This window comes from Mangrovibrevibacter kandeliae (genome assembly GCF_024519155.1).
In the GTDB taxonomy this organism is placed as follows: domain Bacteria; phylum Pseudomonadota; class Alphaproteobacteria; order Rhizobiales; family Rhizobiaceae; genus Mangrovibrevibacter; species Mangrovibrevibacter kandeliae.
In genome coordinates, this window is sequence record NZ_JANIFJ010000001.1 from 1097379 (window position 1) to 1119178 (window position 21800).

A 21800-nucleotide genomic window follows, 5' to 3' on the forward strand; every position below is an offset into this window, starting at 1 on the left:
GGCGCGGCCGGTTCAGGGACGCCGGGCCACGAGATCGATCTCGATCAGCGAGTCGTAGGCGAGGCCGGTGACGCCGACGCAGGTGCGCGCCGGGAGGCGGTCGATCGGGAAGTAGTCGCGATAGGTGGCGTTCATGGCGGCGTAGTCCTCCTTGAAGCGCGTAAGATAGACCCGCGCCATTACCACGTGTTCGAACCCGAGGCCGAGACCGCCAAGCACCAGCTGGAGGTTCGCCATCGCGGCGTGCGTCTGGGCGACGATGCCTTCCGGCAGCACCCCCGGCATCTCCGGCGTGTCCGGCATCTGGCCGGTGAGGAAGACGAGGCCATCGGTCTCGACGGCGTGGCTAAACGGCGCGACCGGCTTCGGTCCGCTCGAGATCATGTGGAACTCCATGCAACACGCCTCGCTGTCTCGGTTGTTCGACAAGGCCCACCCTGCCGCGCGCGGCAGCCGGGCGGACCGTGCGCCGACGGCCGCATGCCGCCGCAATCCCCCTTCAGTCCGCCGCCCGGCGCAGCAGCGTCTTGCGAATGATGGCGTGGACGCCCCAGTTGCCGTCGACAACCTGGGTGACGCCGAAATCGATGGCCGCCGACATCAGCGAGACCGCCTCGTCCTCGCTGAGGCCCTGCGTGCTCATCAGGAAGCGCCGCGTCTTGCGGAAGGCGTCGGCCATCGCAAGGTCGAGCGAGGACCTGCTGTAGACCTCGCTCTGCCCCTTGGCGCCGAACTCGGCCAGGTAGTTGGGGTGGCTGAAGCCGGTCAGCACCCAGTCGGTCGGAGTTTCGATGATCGGATAGGTGAGGTCGGCGATCGGTCGACCGGGCAACTGCGCCTTCTTGTGCAGGCGGATGGCAAGCCGGCCGGTCATCGAGCATTCGATTGCCGTGCCAGCCACTTCGCCGTCGCCCTGGGTGGCATGCGGATCGCCGATTGAAAGCAGCCCGCCCGGCACCGAGACCGGCAAATAGACCGCCGCGCCGCGTCCGAGCCGCCAGTTGTCGAGATTGCCGCCGAAATAGGCCGGAGGCACCGAATCGACCAGCGGCGCCTCGCGCGGTGCTAATCCGATGACCCCGAAATGCGGTCGCAGCGGGATGCGGATGCCGGTAAGAACGTCCGCAACCGGTTCGATGCGGCGCGTGTCCACCGGTACGCCCGGGTAGTCGTAGATCCGGTGGACGATGCCGAAGGGGTCGGTCTGCGGTGCCCAGCGATAGGCGTAGAGTGCCGTAGCGTAGGGGTCTTCCGCATCGGGGAAGATTTCGTAGACGGTGATCGTCTCGCGCGGCTTCGGCCGCTCCACCAGATCGCGGTAGTGGTAGCCCCACCAGGCGGCGGCGCTGGAGGCGAAGCAGCGGCCCTCCCGACCCGGACTCAGGCTCGGCCGCGGCTGCATGTCGAGGATGCGCACCTCGACCACGTCGCCCGGTTCGGCATCGCGGATGGCGATCGGGCCGGTGCAGATGTGGACGCCGAAGCCCTCGCCGGCACCGCGGCCGAAGATGGAGGCATCCATCGGGCCGGCGCCGCGCCGGTCGATCGTCTTGCCCGTCGGCCCCCATCGGAAGATCTCCTCGGCGGCCGGATCGCCGCGGATCATCAGCTCGTGGTCGTCCGAGGCGTGCTGCGTCATCGTCTCGACGGTGACGGTGTCACCGGAGGCGATCTCCAGGACCGGCGACAGCGAGCGGCTGAAGAAGCCCCAATGAACGTGCGCGGCGCGAACCGGGAGGTGATGATGCACCGGCCCCTCGGCAGGCTCCGGCCGCTCGGCGGTCCCGGCCTGCTCAGGGACGGGCATCGAGCGCGGCGGCGGCCGCATGGCCTTGGCCGTGAGCGCCTCGACCGGCCAGCCGCGCTGGTCGGCCCGACTGGTCGCAGCGACGGCGTCCGGCCGTGTCGCTTGTTTGCGGAAGACGCCCGGAGACTGGCCGAAGCGAGCCTTGAACAGCCGGTTGAAGTTGGCGGGGTCGCTGAAGCCGCAGGCATAGGCGATGTCCGACACGGCCAGGCCCACGTCGCGTGGCTCGCTGAGGGTGGCGCGCGCCGCCTGAAGGCGCCGCTCGCGCAGGTACAGGCCGAAGCTCTCGCCGGTTTCCTCGAACAGCTTCTGGAGATACCGCTCGGAAATGCCCTCCAGGCGCGCGACCCGCACCGCGCTGAGATCCGGGTCGGCCAGCCGCTGCTCGATGGTGCGCGTGATCCGGTGCAGGAGGCCGCTCGACCCAACGGCCGGAGCGTCCGCGGCATGCCGGCTCTGCGCGCTCAGCACCACGGTCAGATAGAGCTCGGCCAAGCTCTGCTCGAGCGACTGCCATTCCACGGTCGACAGGTGCTCCACTTCGTCGCTGACGGCGCGCAGCAGTCCCGCCAGTATCGCGACAAGCCCGCTCGTCGGCGCGATCTCCGCCTGGCCGACGCCCGCGAGCCCGGTCCGGCGGCCGTTGAAGACGGCCTCACCGACGCACAGGACGATGGCCGGCAGGGTCTTGTCGAGCGTCAGACTCCAATCGGCGGCGGCCGGCAGCAGCACCAGGCTTCCCGGCTCGACTGCGGTCGCCTCGAGTCCTGGCGCCCGCGTCAGCCTGGCGCCGTCGTCGAGCGGAAGAACCAGGCAGGACAGACGGCCGCGGCCGCGGGCCGGCCTGAAGCTCTGGGCAGCGGCGGTCAGGCGGCCGACGATCAGCCGGTCGCCGGCCCCGCGCAGCACCGCCGTGGCGTAGCCGTCGGCCAGTCCGGCGTCGATCCCCGAGCGCAGGCCGAGCTCAGCCAGGACCTCGCGCCAGGCGCCGCCGCGCGCGACTTCGGTGTAGGACTCGCTTGCATAATGCCGGACCGTCATGCCGCGTCCCGAAGCGGGCCGGGCGGGCCGCGCCCGTCGTCGACGCTCCGCCTCGAGCCGTGATGCGTGCGGCCGCATGTCGCGGCGGCCGAACCCATACTGCACCTGCGAAGAAGCGATGGCGAGTCCCTGTCTCAGACCCCCGTGCAGCGGAAGATCTCCTTGCGGATCGAGCCGTGCACGCCCCAATTGGCATCGACGACCTGCGTCACGCCGAAGTCGGCGGCGACCGACATCAGCGCGATCGCCTCGTCCTCACTGAGCTTGTGGGCCGTCATCAGGAAGCGCCGCAGCTTACGGAAGGCGTCGCGCATCGCCCGGTCGATGCTGGCGTGGTTGCCGACCTCGGTCTGCGCCGCCGGGCCGAGCTCGGCGAGATAGTTGGCGAAGGTGAAACCGTAGACCGACCACTGCTCGGCGGTCTCGAGCATCGGGTGGCAGAGGCCTTCGAGGATCGTACCCCCGAGATCGGCTCGCTTGTGGAGGACGAATTCGAAGTCGCCGGTCAGCGAGGTCTCGATCGCAGTTCCGCCAAGCTCACTGTCGCCCTGCGCCGCGTGCGGGTCGCCGACCGAGAAGAAGGCGCCGTCGACGGCGACCGGATAATACATCCGCGCGCCCTTACCGATCCGCCAGTCGTCGATGTTGCCGCCGGTGTAGGAGGGCGGAATGGAGCTGACGTAGTCGCTCTCCGCGGGGGCGAGGCCCATCGTACCGAAGTGCAGACGGGCGGGCACGCGCACATTCTGCAGGATGTTCTCGCGGCGCCTGACCAGCGTGTGGTCGACCCGCACGCCCGGGTAGTCGATGGTCGGGTGGACGATGCCGTCCGGGTCGGTCTGCGGCGTCCACACATAGTTGTAGACGGCCTTGGCGAAGGGCTCGCCGCTGGTGTCGAGCTCGAAGATGGTGACGACCTCGCGCGGCTTCGGCTCTTCGATCAGGTCCTTGTATTGGAAGCCCCAGGACGCGGCGGCGTTGGAGCCGAAGCAGCGGCCGCAATAGCAGGCGCTGGCGGATGGGCGCGGCCTGACGTCGAGGACCCGAACCTCCAGGATGTCGCCCGCCTCGGCGCCCTCGACCGCCACCGGGCCGGTCATCAGGTGGACGCCCACGCCCTCGCCGGAGCCGTAGCGGAAGGGGCCCTCGGTCGGGCCCGCGCCACGCCGCGCGATCGTCTTCTCCTCCGCGGTCCAGTGGAAGATCGCCTCCGCCGCGGAGTCGCCGGCGATCATTCGCTCGTAGTCGTCATTGGCGTGGTGGGTGAGAGTCTCGATCGTCACGCGATCGCCGGACGTCACGGTCAGCGCGGGTGCCACCGCCTTCGAGAAGTAGCCCCAGTGGACGGTCTGCGGCGACACCGGAAGCGAGTGGTGTTTCATCAGGGTTCTCCCAATTGTCGGCTGGCGCTTTCGGGCGGGAAGGGGATCGACGGCGATAGCCCGCGTGGAGGGCCTGGCCGAAAAAGGACTGGGACGACAGCGTCAGACGGCTTCGCTTGCGCCCATGATCTGCAGGAATCGCCTAGTGCGGGTGTTCTTCGGCCTGCTAAGGATCTCCTGCGCCGGGCCCTCCTCGACGATGGACCCGCCGGCCAGAAACAGCACCCGGTCGGCGACCTCTTCGGCGAAGCGCAGCTGGTGCGTCGAGATGATCATGGTGAGCCCCTCCTCGACTGCGAGGCGGCGGATGACGTCGAGCACCTCGCTGACGAGCTCCGGGTCGAGCGCCGAGGTCGGCTCGTCGAGCAGGAGCACGTTCGGGCCGGGGGCCACTGCCCTTGCGATCGCGACGCGCTGCTGCTGGCCGCCCGACATGTGGCGGGGCAGGGCGTCGGCGCGATGGGCGAGGCCGACACGCTCCAGGAGCTCGATCGCCCGGCGCTCCGCCTTGTCCGCCGGCATGCCATGCACCCAGCGCAGCGGCCCGGCGATGTTCTCCTTGGCGGTCAGGTGAGCGAATAGGTTGAACTGCTGGAACACCATGCCGACCCCCACCCTGGCGCGCTCGTCGGCGACGGCCTTGGGACCGAGCGCTCGTCCGGCCGCGTCGAAGCCGAGCCGCCGGCCGGTGACCCGGATGGTGCCGGCGTCCCATTCCTCGATGTGGTTGATGCAGCGCAGGAGCGTGCTCTTGCCGGAGCCGCTGGGGCCCAAAAGTGCGACCACCTCGCCGAGGCGCACCGTAAGGGACAGGTCGTTCAGGACGAGCTGTCGGCCATAGGTCTTGCGCAACCGGAAGATCTCGACCGCCGCCGCGGCATCGGCCAGCCGTTCGACTCGCTTCGCGCGGTCGACGGCGAGATGGGGCGGAGCCTGCGACGGCACGTCCGTCTCGGTCGGCGGTTCGCCATCGGCCGGCATCACCGGTTCTTCCGCCGCGACCCGGCGCCAGGGCATGAGACGGGCGAAGCGGGCCTGCGGGGTGGGATGATCGAGGTCGAGCATCACCTCGGCCATGAGCTGGGCCGCGGCCACCGCTCCGGTCAGCGCCAGATACATCAGGCCGGAGGCGAAGAAGATCGAGAAGAAGTCGAACGTCGAGGATGCGAGCTGGGTGGAGCGAAGCGTCAGCTCCTGCACGGCGATGACCGAGGCGAGCGAGGAGTTCTTCAGAGCGCTGATTGTCTCGTTGCCGAAGGCCGGCACCATGAAGCGGATCGCCTGCGGCGACACGACGTGGCGCATCAGCGTGAACGGTCGCATCCCGAGCGCCTCGCCGGCGAGCACCTGACCGCGATCGACGCTTCTGACCCCGGCGCGCACGATCTCGGCGATGAACGGCGCTTCGTTCGCCGCAAGTGCCAGACCTGCGGCGGCCAGCGCGCTCAGCTTCAGCCCGAGATGCGGCAGCGCATCATAGGCGAAGACGAGCTGCAGGATCAGCGGCGTGCCGCGGAAGATGATGGTATAGCCGCGGGCCAGCATGGCCAATGCCTTGAAGCGGCTGAGCTGCATCGCCGCGAGGACGACACCGAGGACGAGGCCTCCGAGGAGACCGAGCACCGTCACCTCGATGGTGAAGACGATGCCCCACAACAGGTAGGGCATTGTCAGGTAATGGAGGAAGAGCTCCATCAGTCGACCGAGAGGATCTTCGGCGCTTCCAGTGTACCAGCGTCCAGCGACCACTTCTTCAGGAGGTCCGTCTCGATCCCGGCCTTCTGGATCTCGGTCAATGCCGCGAGCACCGCGTCGCGGAATTTGGTGTTGCCGCGCGGGACCGCGATGCCGACGGAGTAGGGCAGGGTGACCGCCGTCGCCTTCTCGAGCTGATCGGGGTAGGCCTTCACCGCCTGGTCGACGGTATTGACGTCGTTGATGTAGACGTCGGCCCGGCCGGCGAGGATGGCCTGGATGCAGTTGGCGTTGTTGTCGTAGAGCTGGATCTCGGGCTTGGGCTTGCCCTCCGCCTCGCATTTCGGCGCAAGGTCCTGGATCAGCGGCACCTCGACATAGCCGGTGTTCTCGGCCGCCGTCGTGCCGCACATCGACATGTTGATGCCGTCGATCTTCTTCAGATTGCCCTTGGCGACGAGCACGCCGTCGAACACCTTCGAGTAGGTGATGAAGTCGGCCGCCTTGGCGCGCTCCTGCGTGGCGTAGATGTCGGAGATGACGATGTCGGCCTGCCCGGCGGAAAGCGTGGTCAGCAGCGCGGCGAAGGTCACCGGCTTGTAGGTCAGCGTGAAGCCCAGGCACTCACCGATCGTCTCGCCGAGATCGATGTCGAAACCGATGTACTTCGACGGATCGTTAGGATCGAGCGCCTCGTAGCCGGGGGTGTGCGGGTTGATGGCGTTGACCAGCGTCTTGCCGTTGAGCTCGGGATACTTGTCGCGCAATGCCGCACAGCCGGCGGGCGCCGCGGGAGCGGCCGCGGCCGCACCCGTAACCGACAGGCCGGCGGCGGCCGCAATCTGTGCCGCCAGCATGCCCGCCGCTGCCGCGGTGCCGAGCGTCGCCTGCCGTGTTCTCGTCTTCGCCTCGGTCATGGTCCTCTCCAAGCTGGTGTCCGTTCGGCAGCATGACGCGCTGCACCACGCAGATTAGGACCGAAACGGGCGGACGGCATTGTTCAGGGCTGCCCTGTTCCTTGTAAGCGGCGGCCTCGCTGCCGAAGCGCGTGGCAGTTGCTGCACGGCCAGACGGCAGGCTGGAGTCCGCTTGGGCAGGAGCGGCACCGGACCGCCGCCGACGCCCCGTGGAGGCGCCAGCGATCGGCTCTTCGCGTGGGGCCATGCGGACGGTCGATGGAGAGGAGGGCGTGGCGAGGGGGTTCGTCACCCTCAGCGGGCGGCGGGGATCTGCGGACGTCGTGGACGGCGGAGGAGCGGCTTGGGCGTTGCGTTCGAACGCGATCCGCCCGGCGGTGCTCCGCCTGTCAGACCTGCCAGAGCTGCAGCGGCAGAGCGCTGAAGGTTTCGACGATGCCCTGCTCACGGATGGCGAAGGTCTGGCCGACGCCGGCGGCGAGGCCGGTTGTCGCGTCCGGGATCATGATGTGGACGAAGAACACCATGCCCGGCTCCAGGAGCAGCGGGTTGCCGCTGTAGATCATCGGCGGCACGTCCATCCAGGTCGGCTTGAAGGTGCAGCCGAGCGCGTAGCCGCAGGCGGCGTAGCGGGCATGGGCGAAACCGGCGGTGTCGAGCACCCGGCGGTGGATGTCGTCGAGCGTGCCAAGCCGCTCGCCTGGTACCGCCGCCGCCTTGATCCGCTCCAGCGCCTCGATCGCCACCGCCATCTGCCGCTGCTGCCGCGGGTCGACCCGCCCGACCGCGAAGGTGTGCTCGATCACCACGTGGTAGCGGCAGGCCGAGGCGGCGAGCTCGACCAGCACCTGATCCGTCTCGGCGATCCGCCGGGGACCGCCGATGCCGCGCCCGAACAGCGCCCGCGGCCCGACATTGAGGAGCGGGCCACCTGACGGCATGTCGGCGCCGCCGGCCAGCATCGCGGTGACCGCCGCGCCGGACAGCGCCGTGTCGAAGACGCCCGGCGCCGCGGCGGCGAGCGTAGCCTCCACCGCCGCGTCGGCAAGCTGGCCGGCGGCCCGCACGTAGTCGAGCTCGAGCGGCGACTTCACCAGCCGCTGACGGCGGATCACGTCCGAGGCGTCCTCCAGCACGGCGAAGCCGGCGAGCGCCGCCTCCACCGCGCGTCCGTTGGCGGCGGTCAGTCCGTGCGTCGCGAACTCGACACCCAGGCGGGCGCCCTGAAGACCGAGCTCGGAGAGGAGCGCGCGCAGGTCGAGGGCCGGGTCGGCGTCCTCGGCGTTCAGCCAGATCCGCACATCGTCGTAAAGCGAGGCGACTTCAGCTTGGCGCTTGTCAGGTGTGCGGGTGAGCAGCACCAGTTCGTCCGCGGCGGTGACGATGCCAACCTGGAAGAAGACGTAGCCGGCTGTGTCGAAGCCGGTGAGGTAGTAGTGGCTTTCCTGCGCGAAGACGAGCAGGGCGTCGAGACCGCGTTCGGCAAGGACGGCCCGGGTGCGGGCGATGCGCGCCCGGTGCTCGGCCTCCGGAAAGCGCAGGCTGACGGCCCGACCGGAGCCGGTTCGGCCGGTATGCTCCTGCGCAAGGTCGATCATTGCAGCTCGCAGATGTCGCAGAGGGTGAGGAGGTAGATGCGGATCATGTCGAGATAGTCGGGGATGTCGACCCGCTCGTCCGGCATGGTATTGTAGCGCCCGCCTGGGCCGCAGACGACGCCCTTCATCCCGCCGACGGCGTAGAGATGTCCCGCGTCGGTGCCGAAGAAGCCGGGCGGCGGAATGGCGCCGGTCGGCTGCGCCTCGCCGCGCACCGCTTGGTAGGCGGCGTTGATCGCGGTGACGATGCGGCTGTCCTTGGTGACCTCGAAGGCCGGCATCGTCGGCCGCCCCTCCTGCTTCTCGGTGCGCAGGCTGGCCTTCAGCCCGGGCCAGCGTGCCTCCAGCCCGTCGAGCACGCGGCGAAGGTCGGCCAGCGCGTTGGTCTCGGTCTGGCCCGGGCCATAACGGCCCGAGCCTTTGAGCCGCACGAAATCGGCCACCTGCGGCGGCCGCCATTCGTGCAGGTCGCGCCCAAGCGCGCCGTGGATCACCCCGACATGCACCCGGTTGATAGAGCGGTGCTCGTCGCTCGGGGCGTCGGAAAAGGTAAGGTCGGTCAGCTCCGGCACTAGGTCGCAGGCGGCCCGGATCGCATCCACCGCCGCCTCGCGCTTCGACAGGTGCCGGGTGACGCCCTCGAGCTCGATGACGAAGGTGAAGGCCGCGGCGTGCATCGTGATCGCCTGCAGGTCGGACGGCTCGGCATTGACGAAGTAGTCGGCCCGCAGGCCCGCGTTGACCGCCGCCAGGGTGCCGATGCCGCCCTGCAGCTCGCCGATCACGAAGGTCAGGATGACGTCACCCTTCAGCCGCACGCCCGCCTCGATCAGGCTGCGGACGGCGCAGAGATAGGCGGCGTCGCCGGCCTTCATGTTGGAGACGCCGATGCCGTAGATGAAAGCGTCGTCGATCAGCCCGCCCCAGGGATCCACCGTCCACCCCTCAGTCGCCGGGTTGGTGTCGAGATGGCCGTTGAACAGCAGGCTCTTGCCGCCGCCGGTGCCCTTCCAGACTCCGATGGCGTTCACCCGGCCGTCGGCGACCGGCATCAGGTAGGCCTCGTCGAGCCCCATGTCCTGCATGATCTCGACCATCCGCTCGGCTAGCGCCCGCTCGCCTGCCGTCTGCGAGTAGCTTTTGTGGCGGACCATCTCGGCGAGCGTCGCCAGACAGGCGCGGGCGTCGATGCCGCGGGCGAGGGCGATCGGGTCGGGGCTGCTGGTCATGCGGAGTGTCCTTTCGCGATCTCTGCCGGCGTCGGCACCGCGTCGAGCAGCGCGCGCGTGTAGGGGTGGCGGTCCGGCGCATCGGCCTCGGCGGCGTCGAAGATGTCGACGAGGTGTCCGCGCTGCATCACGGCGATGCGATGCGCCAGCTGCCGGATCAGGTTGAGGTCGTGGGTGATGAATAGGCAGGCGGCGCCGAAATCGCGCTGCAGGTCGACCAGCAGCCGGGCCACCGTCGCCTGCACCGAGACGTCGAGCGCAGCGGTGATCTCGTCGCAGATCACCAGCTTCGGCTCGGCCGCGAAAGCCCGGGCGATTGCTACCCGCTGCTTCTCGCCACCGGAGAGCTGGTGCGGATAGCGGCTGGCGTAGTCGGCCGGCAGGCGCACCATCTCCAGGAGTTCGCCCACCCGCCGTCCGACCGCCTGGCGCGGCACGATGCCGTAGAGCTTCAGCGGCCGCGACAGGATCCCGCCGATGGTCTGGCGCGGGTTCAGGCTGCCATCGGGATGCTGGAAGACGATCTGAACGTGCCGGCGATAGCTCGGGCCGAAGGCATGGCGGCCGTCGAAGCGCCGACCGTTGAAGGCGAAGCGGCCCTCGAACTCGACGAGGCCGGTCGCGGCTTTGGCGATCGTCGACTTGCCCGACCCGCTCTCGCCGACGAGACCGAGCAGCTCGCCCGGCCGGATCGTGAAGCTCACCGCTTCGGCGCCGTAACGGGCGGTGGCTGAGCGGTCGAGCAGGCGGGTGAGCCAGCCAGGCTCGCCGTAGCGCACGCCGACGCCTTCGGCGGCGAAGACGGCGGCGTCGGTGGTCGGCACCGGCAGAGCGATGCGGGCGTCCGGTCGCGGCACCGCGGCGATAAGGTCCCGGGTATAGGCGTGTCGGGGCGTGCGGAACACCTCCGCTGCCCGGCCGCTCTCGACGATCGAGCCTCGGTGGATCACCGACACCCGGTCGGCGATGCGGGCGACGAGGCCGAGATCGTGCGAGATGTAGAGGGCGGCGACGCCCGTCTCCTCGCGCAGCTTCACGAACAGCTCGAGGATCTGCTTGGCGATCAGGATGTCGAGCGCGGTGGTCGGCTCGTCGAAGATGATCAGCTCCGGATTGCAGGCGAAAGCGGTGGCGATCACCACCCGCTGCTTTTCGCCGCCGGAGGCCTCGTGCGGGTAGCGGCGCATCAGCGCCGCCGGATCGGCGATTCCAGTGCGCGCCAGCGCCGCCTCACCCTCGCGCAGGGCCGCCGCGCGGCCGAGGCCGCGATGGCGCATCAGCACCTCGGCGAGCTGGTCGCCGAGCCGCATGGTGGGATTGAGCGAGGCGCTCGGGTCCTGGAACACCATGGCGATGCGCCGGCCGCGCACGCGCTCGATCTCCGCAGTGGTGGAGCCGACCATGTCCTCCCCCGACAGGAGGATGGCCCCGCTCAGCTCCACCGCGTTCGGCGCCAGGTGGCGCATGATCGACCAGGCGAGCGTCGACTTGCCGGAGCCGCTCTCGCCGACCAGCGCGTGGGTCTCGCCGCGCTGGATCGACAGCGACACCGACTTCAGCGCGTCGCGGCGGCCGTCGGGCGTGTCGTAGGCGAGGGAATAGTCCGTAACTTCGAGGACGGGACGCTGGTTGGAGCTTTCCATCAGCGGCTCCTGCGCGGGTCGAACGCGTCGCGCAACGCGTCGCCGAAGAGGTTGAAGCCCATGGCGGTGATCGCGATGGCGACACCGGGGACGGCGACGGTCCAGGCGTTGCGGAACATGAACTGCCGCGCCTCGGCGACCATCAGGCCCCACTCGGTCGAGGGGGGCTGCGCGCCGAGACCGAGGAAGCCGAGCGTGGCGCCGATCATGATGGCGAAGCTGACGCGGATCGTCGCCTCAACGATGATCGGGCCGAGCGCGTTGGGCAGCACCTCCCGGCCGACGATCCAGGCCCGCGATTCGCCGCGGGCGACCGCCGCCAGCACGTATTCGCGGGTGCGCACGGACAGCACGGCACTTCGGGCGATGCGCGCCATCCCCGGCGCGAAGGTGATCGCCACCGCCAGTATCGCCTGGCCGGTGCCGCCGCCGAACAATGTGACGATCAGCAGCGTGAACAGGAGCTCCGGCATCGCCAGGACGCCGTCGAGGATGCGCATGATGACGGCATCCGCCGTGCCGCCGGCGACGCCGGCCACGACACCGATGATGGCGCCGACGCCGACGCCGAGCATCGTTGCGCCGAGGCCGAACGAGACGGTAGCCGGCGCGCCGTTCAGGAGCCGCGATAGCAGATCCCGGCCGTACTGGTCGGTGCCGAGCAGGAACTCCCAGCTTGGCCCCTGCAGCCGGGCTGTGGCATGAAAGGCCTGCGGATCGTAGGGGGCGAGCCAGGGGCCGAACAGGGCCGCCACGACGACCAGCGCGAGCAGGAGCGAGCCGGCGAGGCCGGTCGGGCTGCGCAGGATCTCACGCATAACGCACCCGCGGGTCGAGCGCCGCGATGACCAGATCGGCGACGAGATTGGACAGGGCGTAGACCACGGCCATCAGCAGGGTCACGGCCTGGATCACCGGCAGGTCGCGGTTCTGCAGCGCATAGATCAGCAGGCGCCCGAGGCCGGGCCAGGCGAAAATTTCCTCCACCACGATGATGCCGCCGAGCAGGTAGCCGACGTCGAGCGAGATCACCGCGATCGCCGGCGCGAGCGAGTTCGGCAGCGCGTGCCGGCGGATCACCCGGCCCGGGCGCAAGCCCTTCAGCCGGGCGGCGCGGATGTAGTCGGAGGACAGCACCTCCGACATTTCGCTGCGCACCTGGCGTGAGATGTGGGCGACGAGGATCAGCCCGAGAGTGGTTGCCGGCAGCACGACATGGGAGAGGAAGCCGCCGATGTCCTCGACGGGCGAGACGAAGCCGCCGGCCGGGAAGACCGGCGCGCTCGGCGCTGCGAAGACGATGAGGAGCAGCGTCGCCGTGACGAATTCCGGCATCGCCGTCCCGATGTACGAGAACAGCCCGATCAGCAGGTCCCAGAGCGTGCCGCGACGCAGTGCGGCGACCGCGCCAAGAGGGATCGCCACGATGATGACGCCCGCCAGTGCGGTCCCGGCGAGCGCGGCCGAGTTCCAGAACGCCTCGCCCACCACCTGCGACACCGGCAGCGAAAGCCGCAGCGACATGCCGAAGTCGCCGTGCAGCGCGCCCGACACCCAGTCGAGATACTGCAGCGGCACCGGCCGGTCGAGGCCGAGCTGCCGTTCCATGGCGGCCAGCGACTCCGGCGTCGCATATTCGCCGAGGATCATCAGCGCGGCGTTGCCCGGCAGCACCATCGTCACCGCGAACACCGCCAGGGTGACGATCGCGAGAACGATCAGGATGCCGCCGAGCCGGCGCAGGAGGTAGGCAAGACTCACGCGGAGACCTCAGGCTCGGTCGAGCCAGACATCTTCGACGTAGAAGTAGCGACTGATCGGGGCCACGCTCCAGTTCTCCGTGCCGTCGCGGTTTGCGGTGAGCACGTCCTCGAAGAACGGCACGATGTAGGGCCGGTCCTCCAGCTCGAGCGCCTGCGCCTCGGCATAGATCCTGGCGCGCTCGGCCGGGTCGACGGTCGCCCGGCCCTTCGCAACCAGCGCGTCGAACTCCTTGTTCTTCCACGCGGTGTCCTCGTAGGAGGCGTCCGATGTGAGAAGCAGGTTGTAGGTCGCGTCGATGGTCGGCTGCATGCCCCAATAGCCGATGTAGAAGGCCCCCTTCTGCCAGACATTGGCGAGGTAGGTGTCGTGCGGCATGGTCTGGATCGTCAGGTCGAAGCCGCCTGCGGCGGCCGTCTGCTTCAGCGCGATCGCCGTCTGGGCGCGGATCGCCGGGCGATCGGAGGCGACGAGGGTGAGCTTGAGGCCGTCCGGATAGCCCGCTTCGGCGAGGAGCTTTTTGGCGCCCTCCGGATCGTAGGCGATCTCTGGCTTGTCGGTGGCGAATTCCAGCTCCGGCGCCACGATGCTGTCATAGGCCGGGCGGCCGAGGCCTTCCAAGATCACGTCGACCAGCAGGCCGCGGTCGACCGCCATCGACAACGCTTTGCGCACCCGCACGTCGTCCCACGGCTTCTGGTCCTGGCGCATGACGACGCAGACGTAGCGCCCGGCCGGCACGCGCTTGGCCTCAACGCCAGCGGCGCCGGCGATGCGCTGGAAGTCCGCCTGCTGCACGGTCAGCATAATGTCGGTCTGGCCGGACAGGAAGTTGGCGGTCTCGGCCGTCAGGTCGGGGAACAGCAGCATCTCGACGGCGTCGAGATACGGCTTGCCCTCTTGGTAGTAGGTCTCGTTCTTCACCAGCCGCACCATCCGGGCGCTGTCATAGGTCTCGAGCTTGAACGGGCCGGTGCCGTTCGCCTTGGTGTCGAGCTCGGTCAGCGGCTTCTCCAGCGCCGCCTTGGACAGGATCCGCGCATTGGCGTGGGCGGTGGAGAAGGGCAGGTCCGCGAACGGCGTCTTCAGCTTGAAACGCACGGTCAGCAGGTTGACCGCCTCGATCGCGTCAACCATGTCGAGCACCGAGCGCGCGGCGGCCGGTACGTCAGGGTTGAGGATCGCCTTGAAGGTGGCGACGACGTCGTCCGCGGTGAAGGGCTGGCCGTCGTGGAAGGTGACGTTGTCGCGCAGATGGAAGGTGAATTCGCTGGCGTCGTCCGACGCCTCCCAGCTGGTCGCCAGATCCGGGTGCGGCTTGTTGTCGAGGCCGATGCGGGTCAGCCCAGAATAGATCATGTCGGCGACTGGATATTCCGCCGGTCCCGACAGGTTGAGGACGTTCAGCGTCGCGATGCGCGTGGAATGGCTGATGCGCAGCGTGCCGCCGGACTTGGGCGTGCCGGCCGCGGTCGTGCCGGTCTGGGCGAAGCCGGCATGCGGCAGCAGCGCCGCCGCCGCAAGGCCGCCCAGCAAGACGTGGCGGCGGGTCAGGGTGAAGTGGGTCATCGCAGGCACTCCTCTTCGGCACCGGCCGTCGCGGCCGCTCGGTGGATCAGGAAACTACGGTCAGTTCGTCCGGCAGCCCGGTGAGCAGCTCCGGCGAACAGTCGGTGACGAGCAGGGTGTGGCCGACGCCCATCGCGAGGCCGGTGTCGCCGTCGCCGTTCATCACGTGGTAAAACAGCGTCATACCCGGCTCGCAGACGGTGGCGTTGCCGGCGTAGATCATCGGCGGCACGTCCATCGAGGTTGGCGCGAAGGAGATGCCGACCGAGTAGCCGGTGGCGCCATAGCGCGAGGCGCGATAGCCGGCCGCGTCGAGCCCGTCGGCATAGGCGTCGAAGATCGCGCCGAGGGTCGTGCCCGGCCGGGCGAGCTCGGTCATCCTAGCGAGGGTCTCGCGCGCCACGTCGTACATCCGGCGCTGTCGATCAGGCACCGCCCCGAACAGGATCGTCCACTCGGTCTTGACGTTGTAGTGGCGATAGGGAACCGGATACTCGACCAGCAGCTGGTCCTGCGCCTCCAGGCGCCGCGGCGCGGTGACGCCGCGGCCGTAGACTGCCCGTTCTCCCGAGTTGAAGATCGGCGCGTTCGGTGGCATGTCGGCGCCATCGGCGAGGATCGAGCCGAGGTAGGCGGACTTGATCTCGCTGTCGAGGAGGCCGGGCCGCGCCAGCTCGATCACCTGGTCGAGCGACCGGTCACAGATCTCGCCCGCCTTGCGCATGTAGGCGATCTCGGCCGGCGACTTCACCACGCGCAGCCGTCGGATCAGGTGGCCATCGTCCTCCAGCTGGCACCAGTCACCGAAGGTCGCCTGGCAGCGCCACAGGTTCCAGCCGGTGAGGCCGTGGGTGTTCAGCTCGATCGCGATGCGTCCTCCGGCGAGTCCCAGCTCTGCGAGGATCGCCTTCAGATCGGCGGCGGGGTTGGCGTCGTCGGCGTCCCACCAGATGCGGATGTCCTCGATCGTCGAGGTCTGACGTGCCTGCAGAAGATCCGGACGTCGGGTGAGGAGGACGATCGGCCGCTCGTCCGCGGTCACCACGGCACATTGGAAGAAGACGAAGCCGCCGGTGTCATAGCCGGTCAGCCAGAACAGGCTCTCCTGCGAGAACACCAGCATCGCATCGAAGCCGCGTTCGGCGAGCGCGGCCCGCAGGCGTTTCTGGCGATCCAGATGCTCGGTGCGGGCGAACGGCAGCTGAGAGCCCGGTGCGGCGACCAATCGAAGCGTCCTTCAACACATGGCAGGATCCGTCGACCGTCGCGAAAGCGTCTTGCCGGTCCGGTTGAACTGACCGTACGAGTCGGTATACCAATCGTCAACCGTTGGAATACGAAGCGGCGCGGGAAAATTCGGACCGTCTTGAGGAAGGGCTGGGAGGGCGCGGCCCGGCGTGAGAAGAAGAGCCGAATTTTTTTGCCGGCGGGATCATCAGGAAGCACAGTACATGTTGGGTACCCCCGAGAAGCGTCTGGCGCTCCAGGCCTATGAGCAGATCCTGGACCTGATCCTGCGCGGCAGGGCCGGTCCCGGCGAGGTGGTCAATGAGCGCCGGCTGGCCGACGAGCTCGGCATGTCGCGCACGCCGGTGCGTGATGCGCTGTTGATGCTGGAGGGCGAGGGGCTGCTGCTGCGGCAGGGGCGAGCGCTGCAGATCAAGCAGATGCGGATCGAGGACTACATGGATGCGCTGCAGATCCGGCTGCTGCTCGAGCCCGCGGTGGCGCGCATGGCCGCCGGCGGGGTCGACGCCACGGTGACGCAGCGCTTGCGTGCGGAGGTTGAAGACATCCTGAAGCGATCGGAGACCGAGCGCGCCGATCGTGCGCTCGTGCGCGAGGTGGACGAGAGTCTGCACGGCCTGCTGGCCGACATGTCGGGCAACCCACAGCTCGCCACGATCATTCGCACGCTGCGCCGCCAGACCCAGATGTTCGACCTGCGCAGCATGCCGGAGCGGCTCGCCGACACCTGCCAGGAGCATCTGACGATCATCGCCGCGGTCGAGTCGGGAGATGGCGAGGCCGCCGCGAGTGCCATGAGTGCCCATCTCAGCCGGGTGCGCGACAGCATCGTTCGGAGACTGACCCGCACATGATCGCCTCCATCCGGCCCGCACCGAACCCTGCCGCCGTTCCCGAGCCGGACATCGCGCTCGCCGAGAAGCTGTTCGCCGAGCTACGCGAGCGCACCGGCACGGCGGCCGGCATCACCCGTGCGTCCTACGGTCTCGGCGAGCAGATCGCGCACGACATGGTGCGCCGTGAGGCGAACCGCCTCGGCATGACCTGCGAGACCGACGCCGGCTGCAACCTCTACGCCACGCTACGAACCGGCCCCGACGGTGCGGAGCGGCGGCCGGCGATCTTCGTCGGTTCGCATCTCGACTCGGTACCGCTCGGCGGCAATTTTGATGGCGCTGCCGGGGTGCTGGCGGGGCTCGCGGTCGCCGCTGGCTATCGCCGCGCGGGGATCCTGCCGCCGCAGGATCTGACGGTGGCGGCGATCCGGGCTGAGGAGAGCACCTGGTTCGGCGCCTCCTATATCGGCAGCCGAGCGGCGCTGGGGCGCCTCGAGGGCAGTGAACTCGATGGCGTGCTGCGCGCCGGCGACCTGATCCGGCTCGGCGCCGCGATCGACGCCGCCGGCGGCGACACCGCCGCGCTGCGCCGCCGGGAGGCGTTTCTCGATCAAAGGCGGGTCGGCGTCTTCATCGAACCGCATATCGAGCAGGGGCCAGCGCTGGTCGACGAGGCGCGGCCAGTCGGCATTGTCACCGGCATCCGCGGGAGTTTCCGCCACCGACAGGCCCGCTGCCTCGGCGTCTACGCCCACTCCGGCGCGACGCCGCGCCGGAGCCGCCGCGACGCGGCCTTGGCCGTGGCCCGGCTGATGGTGGCGCTTGACGACTCTTGGTTCCGACTTGCCGAAGCCGGGCACGATCTCGTCGTCACCTTCGGCCAGCTCGCCACCGACGCGGCGGAGGCAGCCTTCTCAAAGATCGCTGGGCGGGTCGACTTCTCGCTCGACGTGCGCAGCCAGAGCACCGAGACCTTGACGCTGATGCGCGCCGAACTGGCGCGCGCCGTCGCGTCGATCGAACGGGAGCAGGGGGTGCGCTTCGAGCTTGGCGAGGAGACCTCCAGCCAGCCGGCGCTGATGGATCCCGAAATCATCGAGGCCTTCGCTGCTCTGGCCGAGCGGGACGACGTGCCGACCCTGGTGATGCCCTGCGGCGCCGGCCATGACGCGGCGGTGTTCGCCCAAGCGGGCATTCCGACCGGCATGCTGTTCATCCGCAACCGCAACGGCAGCCACAATCCGCGCGAGGCGATGGAGATGGCCGACTTCGCTGCCGCCTGCCGGATCCTGGCGGCCTTCTGCCTGCGCGAGCTGCGGCCCGCACCGTGACGGTGTGCGTGCTGGTGCAGCCGATCGATCCGGCCGGCATCCGCATCCTGCGCAAAGCCGGGCTGGAGGTGCGCTCCGCCGCGACCGCGAGTCTGGACTGTCTGGCGCCGCTGCTCGGCGACGCCGACGCGGTGGTCACCCGTAACTTGGGCTTCCCGGCGGCGGCGATGGCCGCCGCGCCGCGGCTCCGGGTGATCGGCTCGCACGGCACCGGCACCGACCACATCGACCGGGCGGCGGCCGCCGCCCGCGGCATCCGCATCGTCAACACGCCGGGCACCAATGCGCAGAGCGTCGCCGAGCACGCGCTCGGCCTGATGTTCGCCGCGGCGCGGCAGATCCCAACGGCCGACGCGGCGCTGCGCGCCGGCGATGCAGGCTTTCGCGAGCGGGTCGGGGGGCTTGAGCTGCAGGGCCGCTGCCTCGGCCTGTGGGGCTACGGGCGGATCGCCGAGCGGCTCGGCGGGCTGGCGCAGGCGCTCGGCATGCGCGTGATGGTCCTGTCGGCACATGCCGATCCGGCGGCGCTCGGCGCGGCGGGGATGGAAGCCGCACCGGATCCCAACACGCTGCTCGACGTGGCGGACGTCCTGTCGCTGCACGGCGTACCGGCCGAGGCGCCGCTGCTGGGCCCTGCCGAATTCGCCCGGCTGCGGCAGGGGGCGATCCTGATCAACACCGCCCGCGGCGCGCTGATCGACGAGGCGGCGCTGGTCGAGGCACTGGCCTCCGGCAGGCTGCGCGCCGCGGCGCTCGACGTGTTCCGGCAGGAGCCGCTGCCGGTGGACAGTCCGCTCTGCCGCGCGCCGAATCTCATCCTGACGCCACACATCGGCGGCAGCACCGAGGAGGCGCTGCGGCGCACCGGCATTGCCGTGGCCGAGGCGGTCGTGGAAGCGCTCGGCGCAGCCTGAAACGTCCGACGCAGCCTTAGACAGTGGAGGCTCGGCCGACGGCTTTGCCCGTCGGCGGACTGGTCAGTCGACGCCCGACCGGCACGGGCGAACCGCAAAACCCTCCGCCTCCAGCCCGTCGCGCAAGGCCTGAGCCATCGCCACCGCGTTCGGACTGTCGCCATGCACGCAGACCGAATCGATCTCGACCGAGAGCGCCTTGCCGGTGGTGGACAGGATGCGCCGCTCGCGCACCATCGCCACCACCCGCGCCAGCGCCTCCTGCGGGTCGTGCAGGACGGCGTCCGGCCGGCTGCGGGGCGTCAGGTTGAAGCTGTCGGCATAGGTCCGGTCGGCATAGACCTCGCGGATCGGACGCAAGCCGAGCCGCTCGGCGGCGCGCTCGGTGGCTGTGCCCGGCATCACGATGAAGGCGAGGCCGGGGTCGACGGCGCGAATGCCGCGAGCCACCGCCAGCGCCAGCGCGTCATCGTCCGCGCAGGCGTTGCCAAGCGCCCCATGCGTCTTCACATGTGTCATCGAATGGCCTTCTAGGGCGCAGATGCCAGCGAGTGCGCCGGCCTGATAGGCGACGAGCGTCTCCATCTCGCGGTCGGTCACCCCGGCGAGCGGCCGCCGGCCGAACCCGGCCAGATCGGCATAGCCGGGATGGGCACCCACCGCGACGCCACGTTCGCGCGCGGCTGCGACGGTCCTGCGCATGATCGCTGGATCGCCGGCGTGCAGGCCGCATGCGATATTGGCGGTGGTGACGATCGCCAGCATCGCCGAGTCGTCTCCCATGCTCCAGGGACCGAAGCCCTCGCCGAGGTCGGCGTTCAGATCGATCTGCATACGTGCGTGCCTTCGAAGCCTCCAAATGCCCGGAGGCGACAGATCAGAAACCGGTTGTCATCTGGAAGACCATTGGTATACCAAAGGCCTACGACAGGAAAGACGGTGACGGCGGTGGCGAAACGACTTCTTTATCTCGGCAACGGGCGGCGCCTGCAGTCGGTGGCCAGGCTGGACGAGCGGTTCGAGAGCTGGGGTCTCGCCGTCGACCGACGCTGGGCCTTCGGCGGCGAGTTCCCGCAGTCTCTGGACGGCTATGACGGCATCTTTCTGTCGGGCAGTCCACACGGTGCCTACGAAGACGTTCCGTTCATCCTGCGGGAGCACGAACTCATCCGTGACGCCGCCGAGCGCGCCATCCCGATGCTCGGCATCTGCTTCGGCAGCCAGATTCTCGCTTCGGCTCTGTGCGGGCGGGACCAAGTGTTCCGGCGCAGCCGCTGCGAGATCGGCTACAAGCCGCTCGCGGTCAGCGCCGCAGCAGCGCAGGACGCGCTCGCCGCCGACTGGGGCCACACCGTGCGGATGTTCGTCTGGCACAATGACGAGGTGCGGCACGACCATCCGGACATGCTGATCCTCGCCGCCTCCGACGACTGCCCGAACCAGGTGTGGCGGCACCGTGGGGTGCCCGCCTGGGGCATCCAGGGTCATCCGGAGGTGACGCGAGCCCAAGCCCCGGTCTGGTTCGGCGAGAATCGCGCCCGGATGGAAGCCGACGGCGGCGACGTCGACCAGTTCATCGCGGCCGCCGAAGAGGCGGCGGAGGCCAAGACGATGCTGACCCGCTTCGGCGATTTCGTCCAGCGGGGCTGAACGGCCAACGGTAAGGGAGACAGGACTGTGGTGCAGACGGCCTACTGGTTCGACCGCTCGGAGTATCTGGCGCGGCTGGCGCGCGTGCAGGCGGAGTTGCGTCGCCGGCGGCTCGACGCGCTGCTCGCCTTCCTGCCCGAGACGGTCACCTGGCTGACCGGCTACTTCACCCGCGGCTACGGCACCTTCCAGTTCGCCATCGTCCCGGCGGATGGGGAGCCGACGCTGTTCTGCCGGGACGTCGAGGAGTACTATCTCGACTCGACCTGCGTCTTCGCCGACCGGGTGATGTGGTCGGACAGCGACGACCGGATTGCGGTTGCCCTGCAGGCGATCCGCTCGCGTGTCGGACGTTCGTCAGCCCTCGGCGTCGAGATGAACGCCTGGGTCCTCAACGCTGAGCGCTGGGAAGCGATCAAGGCCGGCCTGCCGGAGGCGCGCCTGGTCAATCAGAGCGATCTCGTCACTCCCATGCGATTCATCAAGTCGCCGGCCGAGATCGCCTATCAGCGGCGGGCGGCCAAGGCGGCCGAGGCCGGGATGCGCGCTGCCGTCGACTGCATCGGGGTCGGCGTCAGCGAGCGGCGGCTGGCGGCCGAGGTCTGCGCGGCGATGGTTCGGGCGGGGTCGGACCTGCCGGGCCCCGGAGTCCTGTCCTCCGGCGAGCGGGCCTTCCACCTGCATGGCGGCTACAGCGACCGGGTGCTGGAGCGCGGCGACGTCGTCCAGCTGGAGGTGACGCCGAACAGCCGGCACTATCACGCCCGCTTCATGCGGCCGTTTCGCGTTGCCAAGGCGACGGAAGCCGACCACCGCACGGTCGAGACGCTGATCCGGATCCAGGACGCGGCGATCGCCGAGGTCCGCCCGGGCGTTCGGGCGCGCGTGCCGGACGCGATCTACCGCGACGGCGTGCTGTCGGCGGGCCTGCGCGAGACCTACACCAACAAGACCTTCTATTCGGTCGGGCTGATGCTGCAGCCGAACGGCGGGGAGCCGCTGGAGGCGCATCCGCAGGCCGACTGGTCGTTCGAGCCGGGGATGGTGTTCCACACCTATGTCCTGGCCCGGGGCTTCGGCATGTCCGAGACCGTCGCGGTCACAGCCGAGGGAACCGAGCGGCTGACCACCTTCCCGCGGCAGCTCTTCGTTTGTCCCGCCGCGGCATGATCCCGGAGC

Annotated in this window: 18 protein-coding genes; 5 read left to right on the forward strand and 13 right to left on the reverse strand. The window is 69.4% G+C overall.

All coding sequences use genetic code 11. From position 1 onward, the window contains the following. Positions 1 to 12: 12 nt before the first annotated feature. The 12 genes from NPA30_RS05230 to NPA30_RS05285 all read right to left on the reverse strand — a co-directional run bounded on the left by NPA30_RS05230 (position 13) and on the right by NPA30_RS05285 (position 15867). The gene (locus NPA30_RS05230) at positions 13 to 396 is read right to left on the reverse strand and encodes a RidA family protein (RefSeq protein ID WP_256801302.1); all 384 of its coding nucleotides are present in this window, start codon (positions 394 to 396) and stop codon (positions 13 to 15) included. A gap of 103 nt (positions 397 to 499) precedes the next feature. Continuing rightward, complete coding sequence (locus tag NPA30_RS05235; protein ID WP_256801303.1) at positions 500 to 2848, reverse strand: acetamidase/formamidase family protein; 2349 nt, start codon at positions 2846 to 2848, stop codon at positions 500 to 502. Between the two features lie 134 nt (positions 2849 to 2982). Then, positions 2983 to 4230 carry an acetamidase/formamidase family protein gene (locus NPA30_RS05240; RefSeq protein ID WP_256801304.1) on the reverse strand — a complete coding sequence of 416 codons (1248 nt, stop codon included), beginning with the start codon at positions 4228 to 4230 and terminating at the stop codon, positions 2983 to 2985. 102 nt (positions 4231 to 4332) lie between these two features. Beyond that, on the reverse strand, positions 4333 to 5925 hold the full coding sequence (locus tag NPA30_RS05245; protein ID WP_256801305.1) for an amino acid ABC transporter permease/ATP-binding protein: 1593 nt from the start codon (positions 5923 to 5925) through the stop codon (positions 4333 to 4335). Continuing rightward, entirely contained in the window at positions 5925 to 6782 is an 858-nt protein-coding gene (locus NPA30_RS05250; protein WP_256801574.1) for an ABC transporter substrate-binding protein, read from the reverse strand. The genes NPA30_RS05245 and NPA30_RS05250 overlap by 1 nt, the downstream gene beginning before the upstream one ends. 449 nt (positions 6783 to 7231) lie before the next feature. Then, positions 7232 to 8440 (reverse strand): M24 family metallopeptidase, encoded by a 1209-nt coding sequence (locus NPA30_RS05255; protein WP_256801306.1) that lies wholly within the window; start codon positions 8438 to 8440, stop codon positions 7232 to 7234. Next, positions 8437 to 9669, reverse strand: coding sequence for a M20 family metallopeptidase (locus tag NPA30_RS05260; RefSeq protein ID WP_256801307.1), 1233 nt, complete (start codon positions 9667 to 9669; stop codon positions 8437 to 8439). Before NPA30_RS05260 ends, NPA30_RS05255 begins: the two co-directional genes overlap by 4 nt. Beyond that, a complete protein-coding gene (locus NPA30_RS05265) occupies positions 9666 to 11312 on the reverse strand; it encodes a dipeptide ABC transporter ATP-binding protein (RefSeq protein ID WP_256801308.1) in 1647 nt (548 codons plus the stop codon). The genes NPA30_RS05260 and NPA30_RS05265 overlap by 4 nt, the downstream gene beginning before the upstream one ends. Then, entirely contained in the window at positions 11312 to 12130 is an 819-nt protein-coding gene (locus NPA30_RS05270; RefSeq protein WP_256801309.1) for an ABC transporter permease, read from the reverse strand. Before NPA30_RS05270 ends, NPA30_RS05265 begins: the two co-directional genes overlap by 1 nt. Then, entirely contained in the window at positions 12123 to 13073 is a 951-nt protein-coding gene (locus tag NPA30_RS05275; protein WP_256801310.1) for an ABC transporter permease, read from the reverse strand. Before NPA30_RS05275 ends, NPA30_RS05270 begins: the two co-directional genes overlap by 8 nt. 9 nt (positions 13074 to 13082) lie before the next feature. Further along, a complete protein-coding gene (locus tag NPA30_RS05280) occupies positions 13083 to 14642 on the reverse strand; it encodes an ABC transporter substrate-binding protein (RefSeq protein ID WP_256801311.1) in 1560 nt (519 codons plus the stop codon). Between the two features lie 46 nt (positions 14643 to 14688). Then, positions 14689 to 15867, reverse strand: coding sequence for a M24 family metallopeptidase (locus NPA30_RS05285; RefSeq protein ID WP_256801312.1), 1179 nt, complete (start codon positions 15865 to 15867; stop codon positions 14689 to 14691). A gap of 226 nt (positions 15868 to 16093) precedes the next feature. Between NPA30_RS05285 and NPA30_RS05290 the strand changes: the two genes are divergently transcribed. Genes NPA30_RS05290 through NPA30_RS05300 form a run of 3 tightly spaced genes read left to right on the forward strand, consistent with a single transcriptional unit; the run spans position 16094 to position 18971 of the window. Further along, positions 16094 to 16744, forward strand: coding sequence for a GntR family transcriptional regulator (locus NPA30_RS05290; RefSeq protein WP_256801313.1), 651 nt, complete (start codon positions 16094 to 16096; stop codon positions 16742 to 16744). Next, on the forward strand, positions 16741 to 18057 hold the full coding sequence (locus tag NPA30_RS05295; RefSeq protein ID WP_256801314.1) for a Zn-dependent hydrolase: 1317 nt from the start codon (positions 16741 to 16743) through the stop codon (positions 18055 to 18057). Before NPA30_RS05290 ends, NPA30_RS05295 begins: the two co-directional genes overlap by 4 nt. A 14-nt stretch (positions 18058 to 18071) precedes the next feature. Beyond that, positions 18072 to 18971, forward strand: a complete 900-nt coding sequence (locus tag NPA30_RS05300) for an NAD(P)-dependent oxidoreductase (RefSeq protein ID WP_256801315.1) — start codon at positions 18072 to 18074, stop codon at positions 18969 to 18971. Positions 18972 to 19034: 63 nt separating this feature from the next. Here NPA30_RS05300 and NPA30_RS05305 read toward each other — a convergent pair whose 3' ends face one another. Beyond that, complete coding sequence (locus NPA30_RS05305; protein ID WP_256801316.1) at positions 19035 to 19805, reverse strand: LamB/YcsF family protein; 771 nt, start codon at positions 19803 to 19805, stop codon at positions 19035 to 19037. Positions 19806 to 19919: 114 nt separating this feature from the next. Between NPA30_RS05305 and NPA30_RS05310 the strand changes: the two genes are divergently transcribed. Next, positions 19920 to 20621 carry a type 1 glutamine amidotransferase gene (locus tag NPA30_RS05310; protein WP_256801317.1) on the forward strand — a complete coding sequence of 234 codons (702 nt, stop codon included), beginning with the start codon at positions 19920 to 19922 and terminating at the stop codon, positions 20619 to 20621. A gap of 27 nt (positions 20622 to 20648) precedes the next feature. Next, entirely contained in the window at positions 20649 to 21791 is a 1143-nt protein-coding gene (locus tag NPA30_RS05315; RefSeq protein ID WP_256801318.1) for a M24 family metallopeptidase, read from the forward strand. Positions 21792 to 21800 lie beyond the last annotated feature (9 nt).